This is a genomic window from Ralstonia sp. 22086 (assembly GCF_052045975.1).
Lineage (GTDB): Bacteria > Pseudomonadota > Gammaproteobacteria > Burkholderiales > Burkholderiaceae > Ralstonia > Ralstonia wenshanensis.
The window spans coordinates 190,602-208,025 of sequence record NZ_JBQEPZ010000001.1 but is presented as its reverse complement, the minus strand read 5'-3'; the positions used below and the strand labels follow the sequence as shown (position 1 = coordinate 208,025).

Genomic DNA, 17,424 nt, shown 5'->3' with positions numbered 1-17,424 from the left:
ATCAGCTTCCGCCGCCTGCGCACGCAACGCCGCGCAACAATGCATTTCGCCGATATTGCAACGCAACATCGGCGAATGAGGAGACCGGAAGAATGCGGCTTAGCGGCCGATATCGTGCGCCACGGCGCCGAGTTCGTCGTTCAGCGCGTGCTGCTCATCGCCGGACAAGCCGCCGCGATGCTGACTGGCCATGTCGTTGGCTTCCTGGCGGATGCGGCGCAGGCGATCGCGAAGGCCGTCAGCGCGGTACGGATCGATGTAGCCCTGCGATTGGCGAACGTCGATACGGTGGAATTCTTCCGCGAGGCGGCCCTGGATTTGGTCAAAGCGCGCGCGCGGGTCCACCGGCGCCGCAACGGGAACAGGCTCACGCACCACCACCGTGCGCGTGGGCTGCGGTGGCGCCACGACACAACCGGCCAGGGAGGCCGCCAGCACTGCGCACAGGGTCAGACGCGGAAGAATCGACATGATTTGGCTCGTATTGTGGTTGTAGAAACGCGCAGTCGCGCGAGAACTGGCGCTATCTTACGAACCGCTTCACGCAAAGCTGTGACGATTGGTAACAGCAGATTACTTCCGCGACAGCTCCGGTGGCTCGACTGGCGGCGGCGGTTCATCGGGAGATGGCAGATCGGGCGGGATTCCCGGCGGCGAAGGCTCGTCGGGCGGGGGAACGGTATGAGCGGGCAGCACGCAATTGACGGACATGGTTTCCCTCCGGGCAAAACGCATTGACAATCTAGTATGCGATTCCCATGCCAACAAGTCACTCCACCCAACCCATGCACGACCTGCCCACCGCCCGCTTTCAGGATCGCACGCTCATCCGCATCGGTGACACGCGCGCCGATGGCTCCATGCTGCTGCTCGCACCGGAAGCCGGCGGTCGGCTGGTGCGCTGGCGCCATCGCGGTGAAGACATCCTCTTCTGGCCCGAAACAGCCGACTGGTCGAATCCGGCCAAAGTGCGCGGCGGCAATCCGCTGCTATTTCCCTTCATCGGCCGGCATTTTGTAGATGGCGAAGTCGGCCGCTGGCGCGACGCGCGCGGACAACTTCACGCGCTACCGCAACACGGCTTTGCTCGCGACATGCCGTTCGAGGTGGAAGACGCAAGCGACGCACACATCGTCATGCTGCTGCGTGACAGCCCTCAAACGCGCCAAGGCTATCCGTTCGCCTTCGAATTTCGCGTGACGTACCGGCTGATTGACGACGGGTTGGAGGCGACCTTCTCCGTGAAGCATCTGGACGAAGGCGACGCGCATGCGCCGATGCCCTTTTACGCGGGCCATCATTTCTACCTGGCGCTACCGCACGCGCTGCGTGGCGCAACCGAGCTGTCGATGCCGCCGGCGCGGCTGTCGCGCCAACTGCCCGATGGCAGTCTCGACAGACCCGAGCCAGGGCGCAGGACCTACCAGCTCGACGACCCGGCGCTCCAAGATCGCTATCACCTGCTCGATGACGCCGGCGCGGCCACGCTCGTCATCCCGCCGCATGCAGAAGCACCGCTCGGCCGGCGCATTCGTTTCGAGGTCGACGGCGCACCGGTGCCCTGGCACGCCATCACCACGTGGACGGAAAACGCCACGTCGGACTTCTACTGCGTCGAACCTTGGATGGGCCTGCCGAATGCGATCCACCACGGCGAAGGCCTGCACCTGCTCGCCCCCGGCGGGACCCGACAGGCAACCTGCCGCCTGCGGATCGCTCGGTAGCGGACGTGGTCAGGCCTTCTCGTAGGCCTGCACCGCGTCCATCACGCGCGCCGAGTACACCAACGCGGCCCCGGCATTAAGCGAAATCGCCACGCTGAGCGCATCGGCAATCTCCTCATGCGTTGCACCATGCTTGACCGCCTCGGCGGTGTGCACGGTGATACAGCCATCGCAACGCGCGGTCACCGCCACGGCCAGCGCGATCAGTTCGCGGGTCTTCGCGTCCAGGCTGCCCGTCGTGGCCGCCGACAGCGTCTTGTAGCCCTTGACCGTATCCGGCGTGATCCGACCGATCTCGCCAATGCGACCCAGCAATTCCTTCCGATACTCGACCCAGTTCAGCATGATGTGCTCCGGTGGTGTGGCGCTGGCCCGATGCCGCGCCGTTGGGAAGAGTATTGTCTTGACGTGCGATCCGTTGAATACTTGATAAACGCAATTTCCATCGAAATCGTCTCAATGGATGCGCTCAGCCAATTCATTCAACTCACCCGGCCGCAGGCCAGCCTCGATTTGCGCTGCCTGTTCCAAGGGCCCTTCTCGATCCCGCATGATCCGGAGCCGAATGGGCAAGTGCTGTTCCACCTCGTGCTGTCGGGCAGTTGCCTGGTCGACGCTGGCGGCGGCACGCTCACGCTGCGCGAAGGCGATTTCATCCTGTTCCCGCGTGGCGCGGCACACACCATTCACGACCTCAGCGCTGCCGACGCACCCACCCGGAAACCCCGCAACTCGCATGACGGCATGCTGCCGCTTCGCCAAACCGGCCGGGGTGCCGCCGACGTCGATCTGCTTTGCGGCCGATTCGTTCACGAGCACGGCTCGACTACGTTGCTGGTGCGTACGCTGCCCGATCCGCTGCACGTGTCATTGAGTGATAGCGCGTCGTATCCGGCACTGCAGGCGCTCATCGCACTGATGCGCGACGAAGCCGAAACCCGCGCGCCCGGCGCGCTGGCGATCGTTACCTCGTTGAGCCAAGCGTTGCTGACAATGGCACTGCGCGTGTATGGCCAGCAGGAAAACGCGAGCCCCGGCACGCTGACGCTGCTGTCAGACACGCGCCTCGGACCATCCGTACAAGCCATGCTCAGCGCGCCAGAGCGTGCGTGGACCATCGACACCCTCGCCGATCTGGCAGCCATGTCGCGCGCCACCTACGCGCGGCACTTCAAGGCGCGCGCCGACATGACGGTGTGGGACTTTCTCACGCGCGTGCGCATGACGCTCGCGTGCGACGCGTTGGTCCATACGCGGCTTAGTGCAGGAGAAATCGGGGCGCGCGTCGGCTATCAATCCGAAGCGGCATTCGGCAAGGCGTTCAAGCAGCAACTGGGAATGACGCCAGCGCGGTATCGGCGCGCACCGGATTGATCATCCGCCAACGTCCCCGCCATCGCTAGCGCTTGGGCTTGCGATGCGTGCGCGTTTTCGTGGTGCTTTGCGACAGGCTAGGCTCGCGTGCGGGCCGCGTTCCCGTGGCCACCCATTCGCCGTAGAAATCGATCTTGCCGTCGATCAGCGCAAGCGAGTGCGTCCACTCCGCGATCATCCGCGTCACCTGCGCACGATGCGCCACCAGCAACGCATGTCGAGCTTTCAAGGTGCTACGGCCCTCGCACACCAGCGCCGTGTATTCGCGCATCTGTGCGACGGACATCCCTGTGTTGCGCAGGCGCTCCATCAACTCGAGCCAGTTGACATGTTGCTCGGTGTAAATACGTCGGCCCGTTGCATCGCGCGCAACGCCAGGAATCAACCCCTGCGCCTCGTACCAGCGAATCGTATGAATGCTGCGGCCCGTGCGTTCAGCCAAGGCACCGATCAGCAACCGAGCCGGATCGCGCTCAGCCATGGGACGCGGTGGAGACAGCTGCCGGATGGCCAAGCGCCCGGTTGACGAGATCGGTGTCGAAGTATTCGATCAGTTCGCGCATCTTGCCCTCCTGCATGTGGATGACGAAGCAGTACTGATTGTTATAGGCAACGCCATCGCGCGTCGTGTTGCGACCTTGCGCCTCTACGACCACGGTATCGCCATCGGCAATAAAGCGATTGGCAACCGTCGTGATGCGACCGAGCTTCGCGCGCAGCGGCGCGAACAGCTCATCCAGCACCGTCTGCTTACCGGCATAGCGACGAGACCACTGCGTCGTACCGGTGCATACCCAGCAGAAATCATCCGTCATGAGATCAACGAATGGCTTGGCGTTGCTCACAGCCAGTTCGGCAAAAGCGGCCTGCAAGATCTGCTTGTTCTCGAGCGCGTTCATGGGAGCCTCCTAGTGTGAATGCTCCGATTACAGGTGCTAGAGCGCACTCTAGCGCAAGGACTTTCTTTGCCGCAGCCATACGGAACACGACCACACGGCAAGTGCTCGAACTGTGAGCGAACTACTAGTCATCGGCGCCACGCCTCTGTTATACTTTCAGGCTTCGGGGCGTAGCGCAGCCTGGTAGCGTACCTGCATGGGGTGCAGGTGGTCGGAGGTTCAAATCCTCTCGCCCCGACCAGGATATAAGGCCCGGGAACCTAAGCCAGTATTGGGAATGCCAGTACTGACAAGGGTTCCCGGGCTTTTCCATTTCCGGGCGTGTCTCTGGAGTGTGTCAATCCGCTGTGCAAAAATGCGGAGATGCCAACACCCATGCCCGTCGCCCTTCCTGCCGGAGTCCGTCTCAGAGGCTCCACGTTCCACCTTCGCATCGGCGTCCCCCAGGACATCCGCCACATCTGGCCGCTACAGCCGAACGGCAAGCCTGCCACGGATGCTTACCGCGCAAGCCTTGGAACCAAGGACCGCAATGAGGCTGCTGCACGGGCGCACGCGATCCTCGCCGAGTACCGGCGCAAGTTCGATGAAATGCGAGCCGGGGCCCGTCCTGCTGCTCCTACGCCAATCACGGATGAATTGGTCGCCTATATCGTGCAGAAGGCCGAGCGGGACATCCTTGCCATAGACGACCTGCTACGAAGCAATCCCCGACATTTCGCGCAGATGGTCAGCTCCACGGCCCCCCTGGGCATTTTGTCTGGTCGCCCCGTCGTCAACGAGGCATGGGATGCCGTAGGCGAGTATCTGGACCCCGAGCAATACGAAAACGTCAGCGACATTCACAGGGCCATCGTGCGCCTGCTGAGGACGGACTTGATGGTGGGACGACTAGATGCCGCGCGGCGGATCGCTGAGGCCGCGTGTGCCGCGCTCTCGATCCGCGTGGACTGGGCCCAGCCGCAAGCTCGCATGTCTCTGCAACGAGTCCTTGGGGCTATGGTGCGGGCGTGGCAGAACGTGGAGAAACGAGATTCCGGGGAGCCCGTTGAGACCCCCCAGGACCCGCCCGCGCCGAGTGTAGCGAAGCCCATAGAACCGGAGCTTGCGCCCAAGACGCTGCGAGACGTAGTACCTATGTGGATTGTCCGCAATGCCCCTAAGCCCAACGCTATCGGACGTACCAAGAAAGCGCTGGCGCTTTTTGAACAGGCGGTAGGCGTGGTGCCACTTGCGGACCTGACAAAAGCAGTGGGCGCTAGGTTTGTGGACTTCCTTCTTGCCCCGGAGCGCAACTTGGCGCGTAAGACGGCTGGCAACCATGCGGCATGCATCACGTCCCTTGCAAATGTGGCGGTGAAAGTCGATCTACTGGCACGGAATCCCCTCGACCTTTCATTCGACAAGACGGTCGGAGCGAAGTCGAGAACGCCCTGGACCGACGATGAGCTAAACCGCATGTTAGCTCACCCCTTGTTCTCGGCGCAGATGGACGACACCCCATCGTGGCAGGACGTCGCCCCGACCGATGGACGAGCCGCATTGCTCCTGCTGCTCCACACCGGCGCCCGCATTGGTGAGATTGCACAGCTACGGAAAGAGGACTTCCAGAGCCGCAGCGGAATCATGACGGTACGGATCACCGCCGAAGCGGGCACGGTGAAGACTCAGGAGTCCGAGCGAATCGTGCCACTAGCTGGACACCTCATGGACAATCCATGGTTTGCTCAATGGCTCCAAGGGATCACGGGTGGCACCGGATCAGCCCTCCCTTCAGCCTGCGGGAGAGCCCGAGGCCCGGGGGACACATTGGTCCAATGGTTCCGGCAATTCCGCGCCGATGCTGATCTGCCCCTAGGCAGGTTGGAGGGGTCGCACAAATTCCGCCATTGGCTCCGATCAGCATTGGCTGAGAGAGATGTCGGTGAGGCCACCATGGATTCGATCACCGGTCATAGTGCTCAGGGATCGGCGGGCCGGAGGGTCTACACCAAAGAGGCATCACTCCCCGTCATGCTTGAGGCACTGGATCGCATTGATTGGCCTGAGGCTGCAAGGTGACGGCCCTGTCATCACACTGACGCATCAACTCCAATCAGACTCAATTTTTGGGGATTTCTAAACCATAGAATTTCTTCAAAGGAAGTCCAACCTCCCAGAGGTTTTCCACATCACCATTGCCAAGAGTTCCCTGATAGAAGCCTCGCCCCAAAAGGGTAGTAGGAAAATCAGGGCGCTGGCCGATGATTGCGCGTTCAAAGTCTCGTGCAACGCAATAGCTAATGAAATCAGCCACTTCTAACAGGAAGTGCGAGCCTGGGCGTACGAAAGAGGGTTCAAGTACAGTAGCGCCGGCTGAAAGCCAACAGAACAAGCGCGTGTACTGGAGACCCAAAAAGCATTCGGACGCCCAACCTTCAGCTTTGCCACCCAAGGTAGTATCTTGGATATTGTCAAATATCCAATTGATGCTTTTCTCTTGCCTTCTAAACTCTCTGAGAGTCGTTAAGATCGACTCCGAGAATGCGCTCTGCTTTTGATGTTTTAATAATTTCTTTCGCTCCTTTTGATCGCCCGGAACCAATATACATCCTGATATATTGAAGGTTGCCAATTCCGGCCTGGCCTCTCGTATAATTTTCGCGAATTTCTTGGCGTGCTCGATCTTGGCAAGCTTATTCTGAAGCCGAAAAACGCCCGATCCCGGCTTGCTCTCCCATATCTCGGTAAAGTGATGCACCCAGGAATCTGGGTCTTCGGTCGGTCGAATTGCTTTTTTCAGATTGAAAATTTGCTTGCGGACTCGCTCGTGCCTACGCTGATGCAACGCAACAAGCGTTATGCAGTAGAAGTGGAGCGGGTCTGACGAATATTCTACAGGGGGGCTACTAATGTATCGTGCAGCTTCGTCTCCGTAGAGAGCCCACCGACTCTGGTTCGGAAGAATCGGCACGTCAACGAAAAATTCATGCTTGCAAGCTTCGGATGAGCATGTCAGGGGAATACCGACAGGGACCCAGTGCCCCGGTCCGTGATCGGACTTAACAGGATGTTTGGGGAATTTCATCTTCTCAAGCCACGGTATCTCGGTCCCTGCCTTGCAGATGGGGCAAACTCCTTTCATCCCGAGCAGTTCCTCTGGAACTAAACTAGGGGCCGCTCGGTGCGGGCGCTTCCGAATGTCCTTCATCAAGTGTCTCCACGGCTGCAGTTCCCTCGATGCGGTCGATATTACACAGCGACGACTTGGGCCGAAACTACGCACACGAGTTCCGAGTTACGTGCGGTACGCAGACCGCCTAAACCCCCTACTGACCAATAACGAACGACGAGAAATGAAAGACTTCAGCAAATTTGAACCGCTGAGCAATTCGCAAACCTTGATAGCACAGGCGCGAATCACATGGGCTCCCTCCTGTATTTATCGTTGAAATAGAACTAACGGCATCCTACATAATCGGTGCATCACGAACACGCACGTCACCGGCATTGGCTGCGTACAGCGGTTAATCGTCAGTCTGCGCATTCTTGATTCGCCCTCGGACGCCATATGGCAGCGGTGGGATTGGCTTACCGTCCCTATGCCACTGCAAGTCCAGCGAGCGGAGATACTGCGGATTCATGCCCATGGACCGTCCTAGCTCTGCTGCGGTGTATGTGGGGCCATCGGGGCCGCATAGGTAGCAGATGACGTTGGTCCGCTTGTTGTTCTGCTGCTCGTTGTTGCTGGCCCATCGACAGTTACTCGGACAATAAGGGCCATTGATGTCCTGGCGCTCCAATGTGTACCTGGGACCCGGACGCGTCCCCATGTCCGCCAGGAAGCGCCGGAAGTCCTCGCGCCACTCGGGACACACCGTGATCCCTCTGCCGCCATAGTTCGCATATTCCTTGTTCCTGGGGTTCTCGCAGCGCTGCTTCATGTCGGTCCAGGTGACATACTCGGGCGGCTGCTGGCTTCGCCGCTGCTTGGCGTAGTCGATCAGGGCATCGCGCTTCTCTTGGTAGCGCCGCTTGTTTCTGGCGCTGATACAGGCCCTGCATACGCGTTTGTAATGGACGTAGTAGTCAGAGACAGGTTTCGGGAGATTGCACTCCCCGCACACGCGGACTTCCGCTGAAACGTCATCGTGAGTCATGCGACGTCTCCAAGAGTCGCCATGAGACGCTGGCGGTCCATTCGGTTGCGCCTGTCCTCCGACGTGTTCCGGCAGTGCTTGCCCGGGTTCTTGGCGTACCGCGCTGCGTTCGCCAGCTTCCAGCACTCTTTACAGACACCCCGGTACTTTCGCGAGTCGCCGGAATCCCGGTAGAAGTGAATGTCATCCGCAGGCAGCAGATGCCGACCAGCGGTGCATAGCTTGAGAGAGGTCATATTAAGTATGGGTCTAATGATGAGAAAAAAGGCGATCTGCGGCCTTGCCTAATGCGCGAACAGAACAGGTGCGCACAGATGCGCGTGGTCAAAACAAGACGGCGCTGGTGCATCAACGAGGCGCGGGGACCACTGGGCGATCTCACGCCCCCCCTGGGAGTCAGGTGGGCGCTCAGATGCCGTGTGACGGGCGGGAGCGTTGCACTTGGCCCGGACGTGCCACCAAGAGCCCAGGTAGCTCAATGGTTACTACCTGTGAGCCATGGCTCATACAGTTAGCTCACAGCGCGGTTGATACTATCTTTTGAGCTAGGCATACTGAGCCTCTATCTTCTGAGCCACTCAGGGCACGCCATGACAACCATCAACTACTACCGCGTATCGACGAAGGACCAATCCATCGAATCCCAGCGTCAGAAGCTCGGCCCAGCGGATCGTGAGTTCTCAGACGAGGGAGTCAGCGGCGGGGTACCGGCAGAACAGCGGCCTGGGTTCGCTCAGTTGCTGGCCTTTGTTCGCGAGGGAGACGTCATCCGTGTGTACGCCCTGGACCGCCTTGGGCGCGATGCCCTGGACGTCCAGAAGGTCGTCAGGGGGCTAATCGCCCGTGGGGTCACGCTGGACGTCCATGGGATCGGCCAGATCGCCAAGGGAGTCGGAGAGATCATCGTGGCCGTGCTAGCTCAGGTGGCAGACCTAGAACGCCAGCGCATCAATGAGCGGGCCGAGGCTGGCCGGGAGGCAGCAAGGAGGTCGCTGGCCGCAACGGGGAAGACCCATCGTGGGAAGCTTTCTCTTGGTCAGTCTCCCAAGGCTGACGCCTCAGTCGTGATCCAGTGGCGCAAGGACAACCAAGCATCCATCAGCGCCACAGCGAAACACTTTGGGCTCAGTGACGCCACTGTCAAGCGGTACGCTGCTGCAATGCGTGACTGATCTCAGAGGCGACGGCTGCCCTTGGTATTCCCTGGGGCTCCCCTTGCAGCGAGAGTCCCCAACGCATGCTGGAGAGGGCCGGGGACCGCACGGGGGAAACTTGCTTCGTTCGGCGGCGACACCGTGTCACGAATCTTCGGGTGGGAAATGAGCCCGCATTGTTGCGGGGAGCGTCACTGGTATCCCGGAAGCTCCACCAAAGCTGTGGTGGCTGCGCCGTCCCCCCAATATTTCTAGATATTCCTGCTGCCCTGGCTTCACTCGTACCGTATCCGTGTACTGAAACTCTCCGGGACCATAGGGAACAATCACGAATGCCATGTCGCCAGCAACAATTAAACTGGCGACCTTGTGATATGCCTTTGCTGCCCCCTGATCAGCAGGTCTTGGTGGCCTCTGGGTCAGCGCTCCGCACATAAGCGTAGTCCAAGACCCGATAGCCGGTATGAGGTGCCGACAAGTGATAACTAATGATCAGCGGAATGAGGGATGAATGGCGGCCAGCGAAGATAGGGTCATCTACCTTGCATGGATTTATTCGATGGACGACGGCAAGCAAGATAGGGGCGCCTACCTTGCGTCAAGTTACTCGGGCGGTCGTTGGGTCGTCTCAGGGACAGCAGTTGAAGGGGGTATCAACGATCATCAATCAGTGCCAATCATTGGCGGCACGGAAGCATGGTGATAGCACGGTGGCTCGGTGGTGTCACCATGCTCCCGTTGAGCATCTTCCCTACTCATAGAGGTATAGAGGGACCCTGGGACCTACCTTACATGGATTTACTCAAGTGGGTACATCGCACCGAAAGGCTGCCGTCTCTACTCTTATGAATCACTGGGCCAGTAGCGATCTATCTTCCGTCAATTTACTCAGGCAAGTGCCGGCTCCCGCAGACACGAGGAAGGCTGACCACCAGATTCCAACTGACGCTGCAGCCATGCTCAGTTAGACACTGCTACGTCAGGCGGATTCGAGGCCACGGCGTTGATTGCATGAATTTGGCATGTTCCGACGACTGTTTCGCCCTTGCGCAACTCGGCCAAGATTCTGCCGGGCTGGAAAACCACATAACCTTCAAATCTCATGATGATGCGAGAGCGAGGCTTGCCGTCGAAATTGACTTGAACTGGAAACATATGTTCCCCCTGTGGCCCAATCAATTTTAACTCCATGGTGTTCTGTTCAGCATCACCTTCTTCGCGCTCGATCATAAAGCATAGTGACAGCCTGGGTAGGGCTGCCGGGAACATCCGAATATCGAAATGATCGAGCAAATCAACTGCCGTTATAGTGTTTCGCTCCGCATCACGAATAATTGTGTCGGCAAAGAATGACTGAGTAACTTTCATAGACTATCACTTAAATTTGAAGAATGACGTATTTTCAAAAAAAGATGTCGATGGAGCGGGTGCCTGAAGCGACGTCGGAATCGTAAATTTCGCGACAGCGTCGAACGCTTGTATGTTGCTTGTGTTCAAGATTACAGGGGAAACGCTGACAGTGCTCTCCATTATCGCAACAGCTTGCCTCAACGAGATCGGGCGCATATCCGCTGCCCATTTGAGGGTTGCCATGCGCTCTTCCTTGAGTAGCTCATTCGCGTACGTCTCGTCTTTCTCGAATAGTGCAACTAAGCACGAATAGGCGAATGACACATCTTCAATGCTCCGGGAGCTTGGATCTTTCTTGACGATTTCCAGAATCGTTGTGGCAAGTTCACTGCTCGAATAAAGCAAACTCAGTTGCTGAACGATCGTTGAAAGACGCAGTCGTTTTTCCAGGAAATTTGGGGTGTTCGCGTAGACATAAGCCTCAACCGCCTCATCCAAATCAAATTTTTCCGACTGCAGCATTTTATATCCTGAAGAATTTATAAAATGTTCCGTAAGGAGATCTTGCAACATGGTGGATAAATTCGGCGCTATGCCCCCACTTGCTGCACACCTCGATATTTTGAAGGACACCTTCAGATCGAACCGATACGACAAAGCCAGTATGGGATGGGGTTTGCCCGTCGAAGTAAATGACGACATCCCCTGGTAATACGTCTTTCTCTTCCACAGAGAAATATCCATCGTCCAGCATGATGTTGCTGAGGTCCTCACCCTGGACCCAGGCTCTTCGCGAGGCGAACACAAGTCCGTGGCAATTGTAGAGACTCATCGGGTTATTTCGGCGACGGACCCCAGGATACTTCTGTTCCTGCAGTTTGACCTTGCTGTACTCGGACAGATCAACTTCGTGCTCTTGGTAGTTCGCAATATCCGTTCCCTTTGCGGTTTGAAGCCGAATAGAGGTTTTAGCGAGCTGGCTCACGGCGGATCGAGAGGGTGTTTGGCCCCGTATCATATATCGAGGTGACCAAGGGACACCTCAGTACTGCAGGACGACGTGCAGTTGCACCACTGCCTTCGCGCTAGTCGCTCGTAGCGCTTCGCTGGCATAGAGGCAGCAGCCCCTTCGCAAAATCCCATATGCGGGATGGTTCATGTTTGGAGCGCCTGCAGCACCGGGCTACTTGATGCTGTGCACTCATACAGTACACGTTCACCATGGATACGCCCAAGCCACAGTGCACCGATATGGCCCCTCATGGGATCGCCGTGACCCTGGGCCACTCGATGAGCTCCAGTGCCTCCAGGATCGTCCTGGGGCTCGCCGTGTGCGTGTAGATGGTCGTTCCGCTATACCCCTTGCTCCCATGGCTGGTAATGGCGTCGGCGGCACGCACGGCTATCAGGGGCTCTGCGTAGATTCGCAACTAGCCGGTGCTTGGCTAGTTCGAGTGCTCCTCTTCTTCAGTACCGCGTCATCAGGGAACCAGTTGTCGTTCTGCAGCGGACGTGTGACGTGCCAAACTATGCTGCCTCCCTTCCTCGTAAGGGTAGCTTGCCCAATTTCACCTGTTCGCCCGCTTCGGTAAGTCAATGTCGCCACGGCGCCTTTTGCCGTACCGTTGACCGATGGTCCTGGTCGGTCGCTTTCGTCTACCCGGTTGCCTAAATGGCCTGTAGTCAGGTGATATCCGCACACGAATTGCCCCTGCTGCTTCAAGGTCAGCAAGAAAATGTCGCGCACGCCTTGCTGGCAACGCTCAAAGTATGGGCCGGTGGCACCTTCGCAGGAGTAGATGATTGCCCATTCGCCATCAAATGTGGACTGTGCAGTCTGTCCAAACGTTGGGGCGGCAGTGCAAAGGAGCCCAATAGCGGCAAGTAGAAGCTTCGTGCCTGTCATTCATCTACTCCCTTGCTGCTGATTGATGGCAGGATATGCTACGCTCATGCCGCTGTGTCAATCAGCATAGCGGATGCAACGGACACACTGCCCGCAAAGCCTTATGCCACCGTGGGTTTGATGAGGTTCAAATCCTCTCGCCCCGACCAAAACAAAAGCCCGCGTAACGGATCACGTTACGCGGGCTTTTTCGTTTCTATCTGCGCGCTTCTTGTCTGCAATATCGGCTTATGGTTGGCCGGTACGCAGCACTTCCAACACGGCCGACAGCTCACGCCGCAAGCTCTGAACATCAACCGAACCACTCGCAGCGGCGGAGATCGGCGCCGCGGCTTCCATTTCCCGCTCATCGGCCTCGACCGGCGACGCGGCAGCCACGCCATGCCGCAACTCGTCCAGCCTGTTCCGCGCGCCATTGATCGTGAAACCCTGCTCGTACAGCAGCTCGCGAATACGCCGGATCAGCAGCACTTCATGATGCTGGTAGTAACGCCGATTGCCGCGTCGCTTGACGGGCTTGAGCTGTGTGAACTCCTGCTCCCAATAACGCAGCACGTGCGGCTTGACGGCGCACAGGTCGCTCACTTCCCCAATGGTGAAGTAGCGTTTGGCAGGAATCGGCGGCAGGTTGACCCGCTCCGTGTGTTTATCGGCGGCCATACAGGGCTGAACTACAGGGCTGGCGAGAGAAACGGATTGAACAGACGGCTGAACGAGATCACGCAGCAGAATTACGCGATGTCGACAGGCAGCGGCTCGACGCGCTCTTCAACGAGCGCCTTGAGCTTCTGACTGGCGTGGAACGTCACGACGCGACGCGCGGTGATGGGGATGATCTCCCCCGTCTTTGGATTTCGCCCCGGTCGCTGCGGCTTGTCGCGCAACTGGAAGTTACCGAAGCCGGACAGCTTGACACTGTCGCCCTGTTCGAGCGCCTCGCGAATCACGTCGAAAAACGCCTCGACCATGTCCTTCGACTCACGCTTGTTCAAGCCGACCTGCTCGAACAGCATCTCGGCAAGCTCGGCTTTGGTAAGCGTCGGCACGTCCTGACCGCGCGCATCACGTGCGTCGGCCAATGCTGCCGAAGAAGAACCGAGCGAGTCGCCCAAGGATGCCGCCAACGCTGGCGCGTGTTGATCGTTCATAGGATTCGCTTAGCGTATTCGATCCGAATGCGGAGGTTCGTTCGAGCGGTCTCTAGCGCAGTGCGGACGTCTGAGACGTCAGGCGCGCAGGCGCGCGCCGAATGCATCGCCGGCCGCTCGAATCAATTGCTGTGTGGCGGCCTCGACAATGTCGTCCTGAAGGGTGCTGTCAGTATCTTGCAACGTAATTCTGAAGGCAAGGCTTTTCTCCTGCGCCCCAATGGCAGCGGTGGCGGCCTTCGGACGGAACTCATCGAACAGCACAACGCCCTGCAGATAACGCTGCCATGGGGTGCCGACAGCCGCCTTCTCGAACGTGTCGACCAGGTCCTGCACCGCCACATCCTGGCGCACGACCAGCGCGATGTCGCGCGTCACGGCCGGCACGCGCGGCACTTCACGATACTTCGGCAGGCCTACTGCGGTAATGGCATCGAGCTCGACTTCCCACACCACCGGCGCGGTCGCCAAATCGTACTTCTGCAGCCAACGCGGATGCAGCTCACCAATCCAGCCGACGGCACGGCCATTCAGCACTATGCGCGCCGAGCGGCCTGGATGCAGCGCAGGATGTTCGGCCCGCTCAAAGCGCGCCTGCAGCGGCCACAGCAGAGACTCGACATCGCCCTTCACATCGAAGAAATCAACCGGACGTGCCTGCACGCCCCACTGCTCTTCCTTGGATGGACCATACGCAATGCCGCCCGCCATCATCGGTTGTGCGTAGCCTGCGATCGACAGACCACCGTCGGCGACACTCGCATCGCGGTGGAACACGCGCCCCACCTCGAACATGCGCACGCGCGAAGCCTTGCGGTTCACGTTGTAACGGACCTTGTCGAGCAAGCCGCCGATGAGCGTGCTGCGCATCACCGAGTACTGGCTGGCAATCGGGTTCAGCAGCGGAATCGGGTTGGTGTTGCCGGCAAAGTCGGCCTCCCACTCGCTTTCGACAAAGGCGAAGTTGACGACCTCGTGGTAATCGCGCGCGGCCACAGCATGACGCACGTCGTGCATGGTGCGGCGCGCCTCGTCGGTCGGGCGCATCGCGCTCTCGGCCACTGGCGGCTTGGCAGGAATCTGCTCGAAACCGTAGATGCGGGCGACCTCTTCGATCAGGTCTTCCTCGATTTCGAGGTCGAAGCGATACGACGGTGGCTCGACGATGAACACATCGCCGTCCACGCTGAACGTGAGGCCGAGGCGCTTGAACACGTCTGCCACAACGTCGTGCGACAGCGGAATACCGAGCACACGTGCAGCACGTGCGACGCGCATGCGCACCGGCTCGCGCTTGGGCAGATTGACGATCTGATCGTCGATCGGGCCAGCCTGGCCGCCGCAGATTTCGAGGATCAGCGCACTGATGCGTTCGATGTGTTCAACGGTGGTCGCGTAATCAACGCCTCGCTCGAAGCGATGGCCGGCATCGGTCGAGAAGTTGTAGCGCCGCGCGCGGCCTTGAATAGCCGCCGGCCACCAGAATGCAGCCTCGACGTAAATGTTCTGTGTGTCGAGCGTGACAGCCGTCTTGTCGCCGCCCATGATGCCGGCAAGGCTTTCGATGGCCTGCTCGTCCGAGATCACGCCGACCTTTTCGTCGACGGTGATGGTGTCGCCGTTGAGCAGTTTCAGTTGTTCGCCAGCCTTGCCCCAGCGCACCGTCAGGCCGCCGTGGATCTTGTCCAGGTCGAAGACGTGCGACGGACGGCCTAGCTCAAGCATCACGTAGTTCGAAATATCAACCAACGCCGACACGCTGCGCATGCCCGCGCGCTCGATGCGCGAAACCATCCAGGCCGGCGTCTTCGCGTGCGCGTTCACGCCGCGAATGATGCGACCCGAAAAGCGACCGCACAGGTCCGGTGCTTCCACCTTGACCGGCAGCTTGTCAGCGAGCGTCACCGCCACGGGCGCCATCGACGGCACGGTGATCGGTGCGCCGGTCAGCGCGGACACTTCGCGCGCCACCCCATGGATCGACAGGCAATCCGCTTTGTTGGGTGTGAGTTTGATGATGAAGATCTGGTCATCCAGATCCAGCACCTTGCGAATGTCTTCGCCGACCGGCGTGTCTTCCGGCAGGATTAGCAGGCCGCCGTGATCTTCCGACAGCTTCAGCTCGCGCGCCGAACACAGCATGCCGTAGCTCTCCACGCCGCGCAGCTTGCCGATCTTGATCTTGAACGGCTTGCCATCTTCGCCAGGCGGCAGCTCGGCACCGACCATCGCGCACGGCACCTTGATGCCCACCGACACGTTCGGCGCGCCGCAGACGATCTGCAGCAGCTCGCCCGTGCCCGCATCGACCTTGCAGACGTTCAGGCGATCGGCATCCGGGTGTTTGTTCACCTCGACCACATGGCCGACAACGATCTGCGAGAACGGCGGTGCAACGGGGTCGACCTCTTCCACCTCGAGACCCGCCATCGTCAGGCGATGGGAGAGCTCATCCGTGGTGATCGACGGATTGACGAAACTGCGAAGCCAGGATTCCGGAAATTGCATGGCGCGACAGAAAAGAAATTCGATTAACGGGGCGACGAGGTACCAGTGCGAGCGCTCGGCGCTTACGCGAACTGGCGCAGGAAACGCACATCGCCCTCGAAGAACAGGCGCAGGTCGTTGATGCCATAGCGCAGCATCGTCAGGCGCTCCAGGCCGGAGCCGAACGCAAAGCCGATGTAGCGCTCAGGGTCCAGGCCCATGTTGCGCACCACGGTCGGGTGCACCTGGCCAGAACCGGAAATCTCCAGCCATTTGCCGTTGCCGAACGCCATGTCGATCTCGGCCGACGGTTCGGTGAACGGGAAATACGACGGGCGGAAACGCACCTGGATGTCGTCCCGCTCAAAGAAGTTGCGCAGGAAGTCGGTATAGACGCCCTTCAGGTCTGCGAAGCTGATGTTGTCGGCAATCCAGAGGCCTTCGACCTGATGGAACATCGGCGAGTGCGTGGCATCGCTGTCGACGCGGTACGTGCGGCCCGGCGCGATGACCTTGATGGGCGGAATGCGGTCGAGGTGCTTGTACCTCTCGACGTGCATGCGGGCGTAACGCACCTGCATCGGGCTGGTGTGCGTGCGCAGCAGCAAGAGCTTGTCTTCGCTGTCGCGGCCATCGATGTAGAAGGTGTCCTGCATCGAGCGCGCCGGATGGTTGTCCGGGTTGTTCAACGCAGTGAAGTTCATCCAGTCCGATTCGATTTCGGGGCCGTCAGCCACGTCAAAACCGATCGAGCCGAAGATCTTGGCCACGCGCTCCCAGGTGTTCATCACCGGGTGCAGGCTGCCCTCGGCCACATCGCGGCCGGGCAGCGTCACGTCGATCGCCTCGGCGGCCAGACGGGCGTTCATCAGCGCATCGGCCAGCGCCTGGCGGCGGGCGGTCAGCGCCTCTTCAACGCGGCTCTTGGCCTGGTTGATGCGCGCGCCTTCGGACTTGCGCGTCTCCGGATCGAGCTTGCCCAAGCCTTTGAGCAAGTCGGTCAGCACGCCAGACTTACCGAGAAAGCGTGCTTTCTCGTTTTCCAGCGAGGCGTTGTCCTCCACAGAGGCAAACGCGTTTTGGGCATCGACGACGACTTGATCCAGATCCAGTGACATGGGAAGGCGAGCGAAAAAATTCGGGTGATTCGGGTCCGCGAAATGCGCGGAATAAAAAACGGGGCTCGGTGAGAGCCCCGTCAGGGTGATCGGCCGGCAAAGTCACTGGGCAATTCCAGCAGCCC

General features: G+C 59.5%; 17 protein-coding genes and 1 tRNA gene. 5 read left to right on the top strand and 13 right to left on the bottom strand.

Annotated elements, in window-relative coordinates:
• Window positions 1–99: 99 nt before the first annotated feature.
• Window positions 100–471 carry a hypothetical protein gene (locus ACTJK6_RS00995; protein ID WP_232042959.1) on the bottom strand — a complete coding sequence of 124 codons (372 nt, stop codon included), beginning with the start codon at window positions 469–471 and terminating at the stop codon, window positions 100–102.
• Window positions 472–785: 314 nt separating this feature from the next.
• Between ACTJK6_RS00995 and ACTJK6_RS00990 the strand changes: the two genes are divergently transcribed.
• Window positions 786–1,724: an aldose epimerase family protein gene (locus tag ACTJK6_RS00990; protein WP_316871348.1), complete on the top strand. Its 939-nt coding sequence runs from the start codon at window positions 786–788 to the stop codon at window positions 1,722–1,724.
• A 9-nt stretch (window positions 1,725–1,733) separates the two neighbouring features.
• Here the strand turns inward: ACTJK6_RS00990 and ACTJK6_RS00985 are convergent, their stop codons facing one another.
• Window positions 1,734–2,069: a carboxymuconolactone decarboxylase family protein gene (locus tag ACTJK6_RS00985; RefSeq protein ID WP_232042960.1), complete on the bottom strand. Its 336-nt coding sequence runs from the start codon at window positions 2,067–2,069 to the stop codon at window positions 1,734–1,736.
• A gap of 114 nt (window positions 2,070–2,183) precedes the next feature.
• Between ACTJK6_RS00985 and ACTJK6_RS00980 the strand changes: the two genes are divergently transcribed.
• Window positions 2,184–3,098, top strand: coding sequence for a cupin domain-containing protein (locus ACTJK6_RS00980; RefSeq protein ID WP_440838159.1), 915 nt, complete (start codon window positions 2,184–2,186; stop codon window positions 3,096–3,098).
• 25 nt (window positions 3,099–3,123) lie between these two features.
• On the opposite strand, the gene ACTJK6_RS00975 is transcribed toward ACTJK6_RS00980, so the two are convergent.
• The gene (locus ACTJK6_RS00975) at window positions 3,124–3,579 is read right to left on the bottom strand and encodes a MerR family transcriptional regulator (RefSeq protein ID WP_414560722.1); all 456 of its coding nucleotides are present in this window, start codon (window positions 3,577–3,579) and stop codon (window positions 3,124–3,126) included.
• A complete protein-coding gene (locus ACTJK6_RS00970; protein ID WP_260802360.1) occupies window positions 3,572–3,997 on the bottom strand; it encodes a nuclear transport factor 2 family protein in 426 nt (141 codons plus the stop codon). Before ACTJK6_RS00970 ends, ACTJK6_RS00975 begins: the two co-directional genes overlap by 8 nt.
• Window positions 3,998–4,161: 164 nt before the next feature.
• Between ACTJK6_RS00970 and ACTJK6_RS00965 the strand changes: the two genes are divergently transcribed.
• A tRNA-Pro gene (locus ACTJK6_RS00965) sits at window positions 4,162–4,238 on the top strand.
• A gap of 134 nt (window positions 4,239–4,372) precedes the next feature.
• A complete protein-coding gene (locus tag ACTJK6_RS00960; protein ID WP_440838158.1) occupies window positions 4,373–6,058 on the top strand; it encodes a DUF6538 domain-containing protein in 1,686 nt (561 codons plus the stop codon).
• 40 nt (window positions 6,059–6,098) lie between these two features.
• Here ACTJK6_RS00960 and ACTJK6_RS00955 read toward each other — a convergent pair whose 3' ends face one another.
• A complete protein-coding gene (locus ACTJK6_RS00955; protein ID WP_440838157.1) occupies window positions 6,099–7,064 on the bottom strand; it encodes a hypothetical protein in 966 nt (321 codons plus the stop codon).
• Between the two features lie 439 nt (window positions 7,065–7,503).
• Window positions 7,504–8,136 carry a hypothetical protein gene (locus ACTJK6_RS00950; RefSeq protein WP_440838156.1) on the bottom strand — a complete coding sequence of 211 codons (633 nt, stop codon included), beginning with the start codon at window positions 8,134–8,136 and terminating at the stop codon, window positions 7,504–7,506.
• A 590-nt stretch (window positions 8,137–8,726) separates the two neighbouring features.
• On the opposite strand from ACTJK6_RS00950, the gene ACTJK6_RS00945 reads away from it, so the two are divergent.
• The gene (locus ACTJK6_RS00945) at window positions 8,727–9,308 is read left to right on the top strand and encodes a recombinase family protein (protein WP_440838155.1); all 582 of its coding nucleotides are present in this window, start codon (window positions 8,727–8,729) and stop codon (window positions 9,306–9,308) included.
• Between the two features lie 942 nt (window positions 9,309–10,250).
• On the opposite strand, the gene ACTJK6_RS00940 is transcribed toward ACTJK6_RS00945, so the two are convergent.
• From ACTJK6_RS00940 to pheS, 7 genes are all read right to left on the bottom strand, one after another.
• Window positions 10,251–10,658 carry a DUF6941 family protein gene (locus ACTJK6_RS00940; RefSeq protein WP_440838154.1) on the bottom strand — a complete coding sequence of 136 codons (408 nt, stop codon included), beginning with the start codon at window positions 10,656–10,658 and terminating at the stop codon, window positions 10,251–10,253.
• Window positions 10,659–10,664: 6 nt separating this feature from the next.
• Complete coding sequence (locus ACTJK6_RS00935; RefSeq protein ID WP_440838153.1) at window positions 10,665–11,162, bottom strand: hypothetical protein; 498 nt, start codon at window positions 11,160–11,162, stop codon at window positions 10,665–10,667.
• A 1-nt stretch (window position 11,163) separates the two neighbouring features.
• Window positions 11,164–11,625: a hypothetical protein gene (locus ACTJK6_RS00930; RefSeq protein ID WP_440838152.1), complete on the bottom strand. Its 462-nt coding sequence runs from the start codon at window positions 11,623–11,625 to the stop codon at window positions 11,164–11,166.
• A 1,149-nt stretch (window positions 11,626–12,774) separates the two neighbouring features.
• Window positions 12,775–13,206, bottom strand: a complete 432-nt coding sequence (locus tag ACTJK6_RS00925) for a MerR family transcriptional regulator (RefSeq protein WP_440838151.1) — start codon at window positions 13,204–13,206, stop codon at window positions 12,775–12,777.
• 71 nt (window positions 13,207–13,277) lie between these two features.
• Window positions 13,278–13,694 (bottom strand): integration host factor subunit alpha, encoded by a 417-nt coding sequence (locus ACTJK6_RS00920; RefSeq protein WP_232042965.1) that lies wholly within the window; start codon window positions 13,692–13,694, stop codon window positions 13,278–13,280.
• A gap of 78 nt (window positions 13,695–13,772) precedes the next feature.
• A complete protein-coding gene (gene pheT, locus ACTJK6_RS00915; RefSeq protein ID WP_440838150.1) occupies window positions 13,773–16,202 on the bottom strand; it encodes a phenylalanine--tRNA ligase subunit beta in 2,430 nt (809 codons plus the stop codon).
• Window positions 16,203–16,264: 62 nt separating this feature from the next.
• Complete coding sequence (gene pheS / locus ACTJK6_RS00910) at window positions 16,265–17,293, bottom strand: phenylalanine--tRNA ligase subunit alpha (RefSeq protein WP_440838764.1); 1,029 nt, start codon at window positions 17,291–17,293, stop codon at window positions 16,265–16,267.
• Window positions 17,294–17,424: the final 131 nt, after the last annotated feature.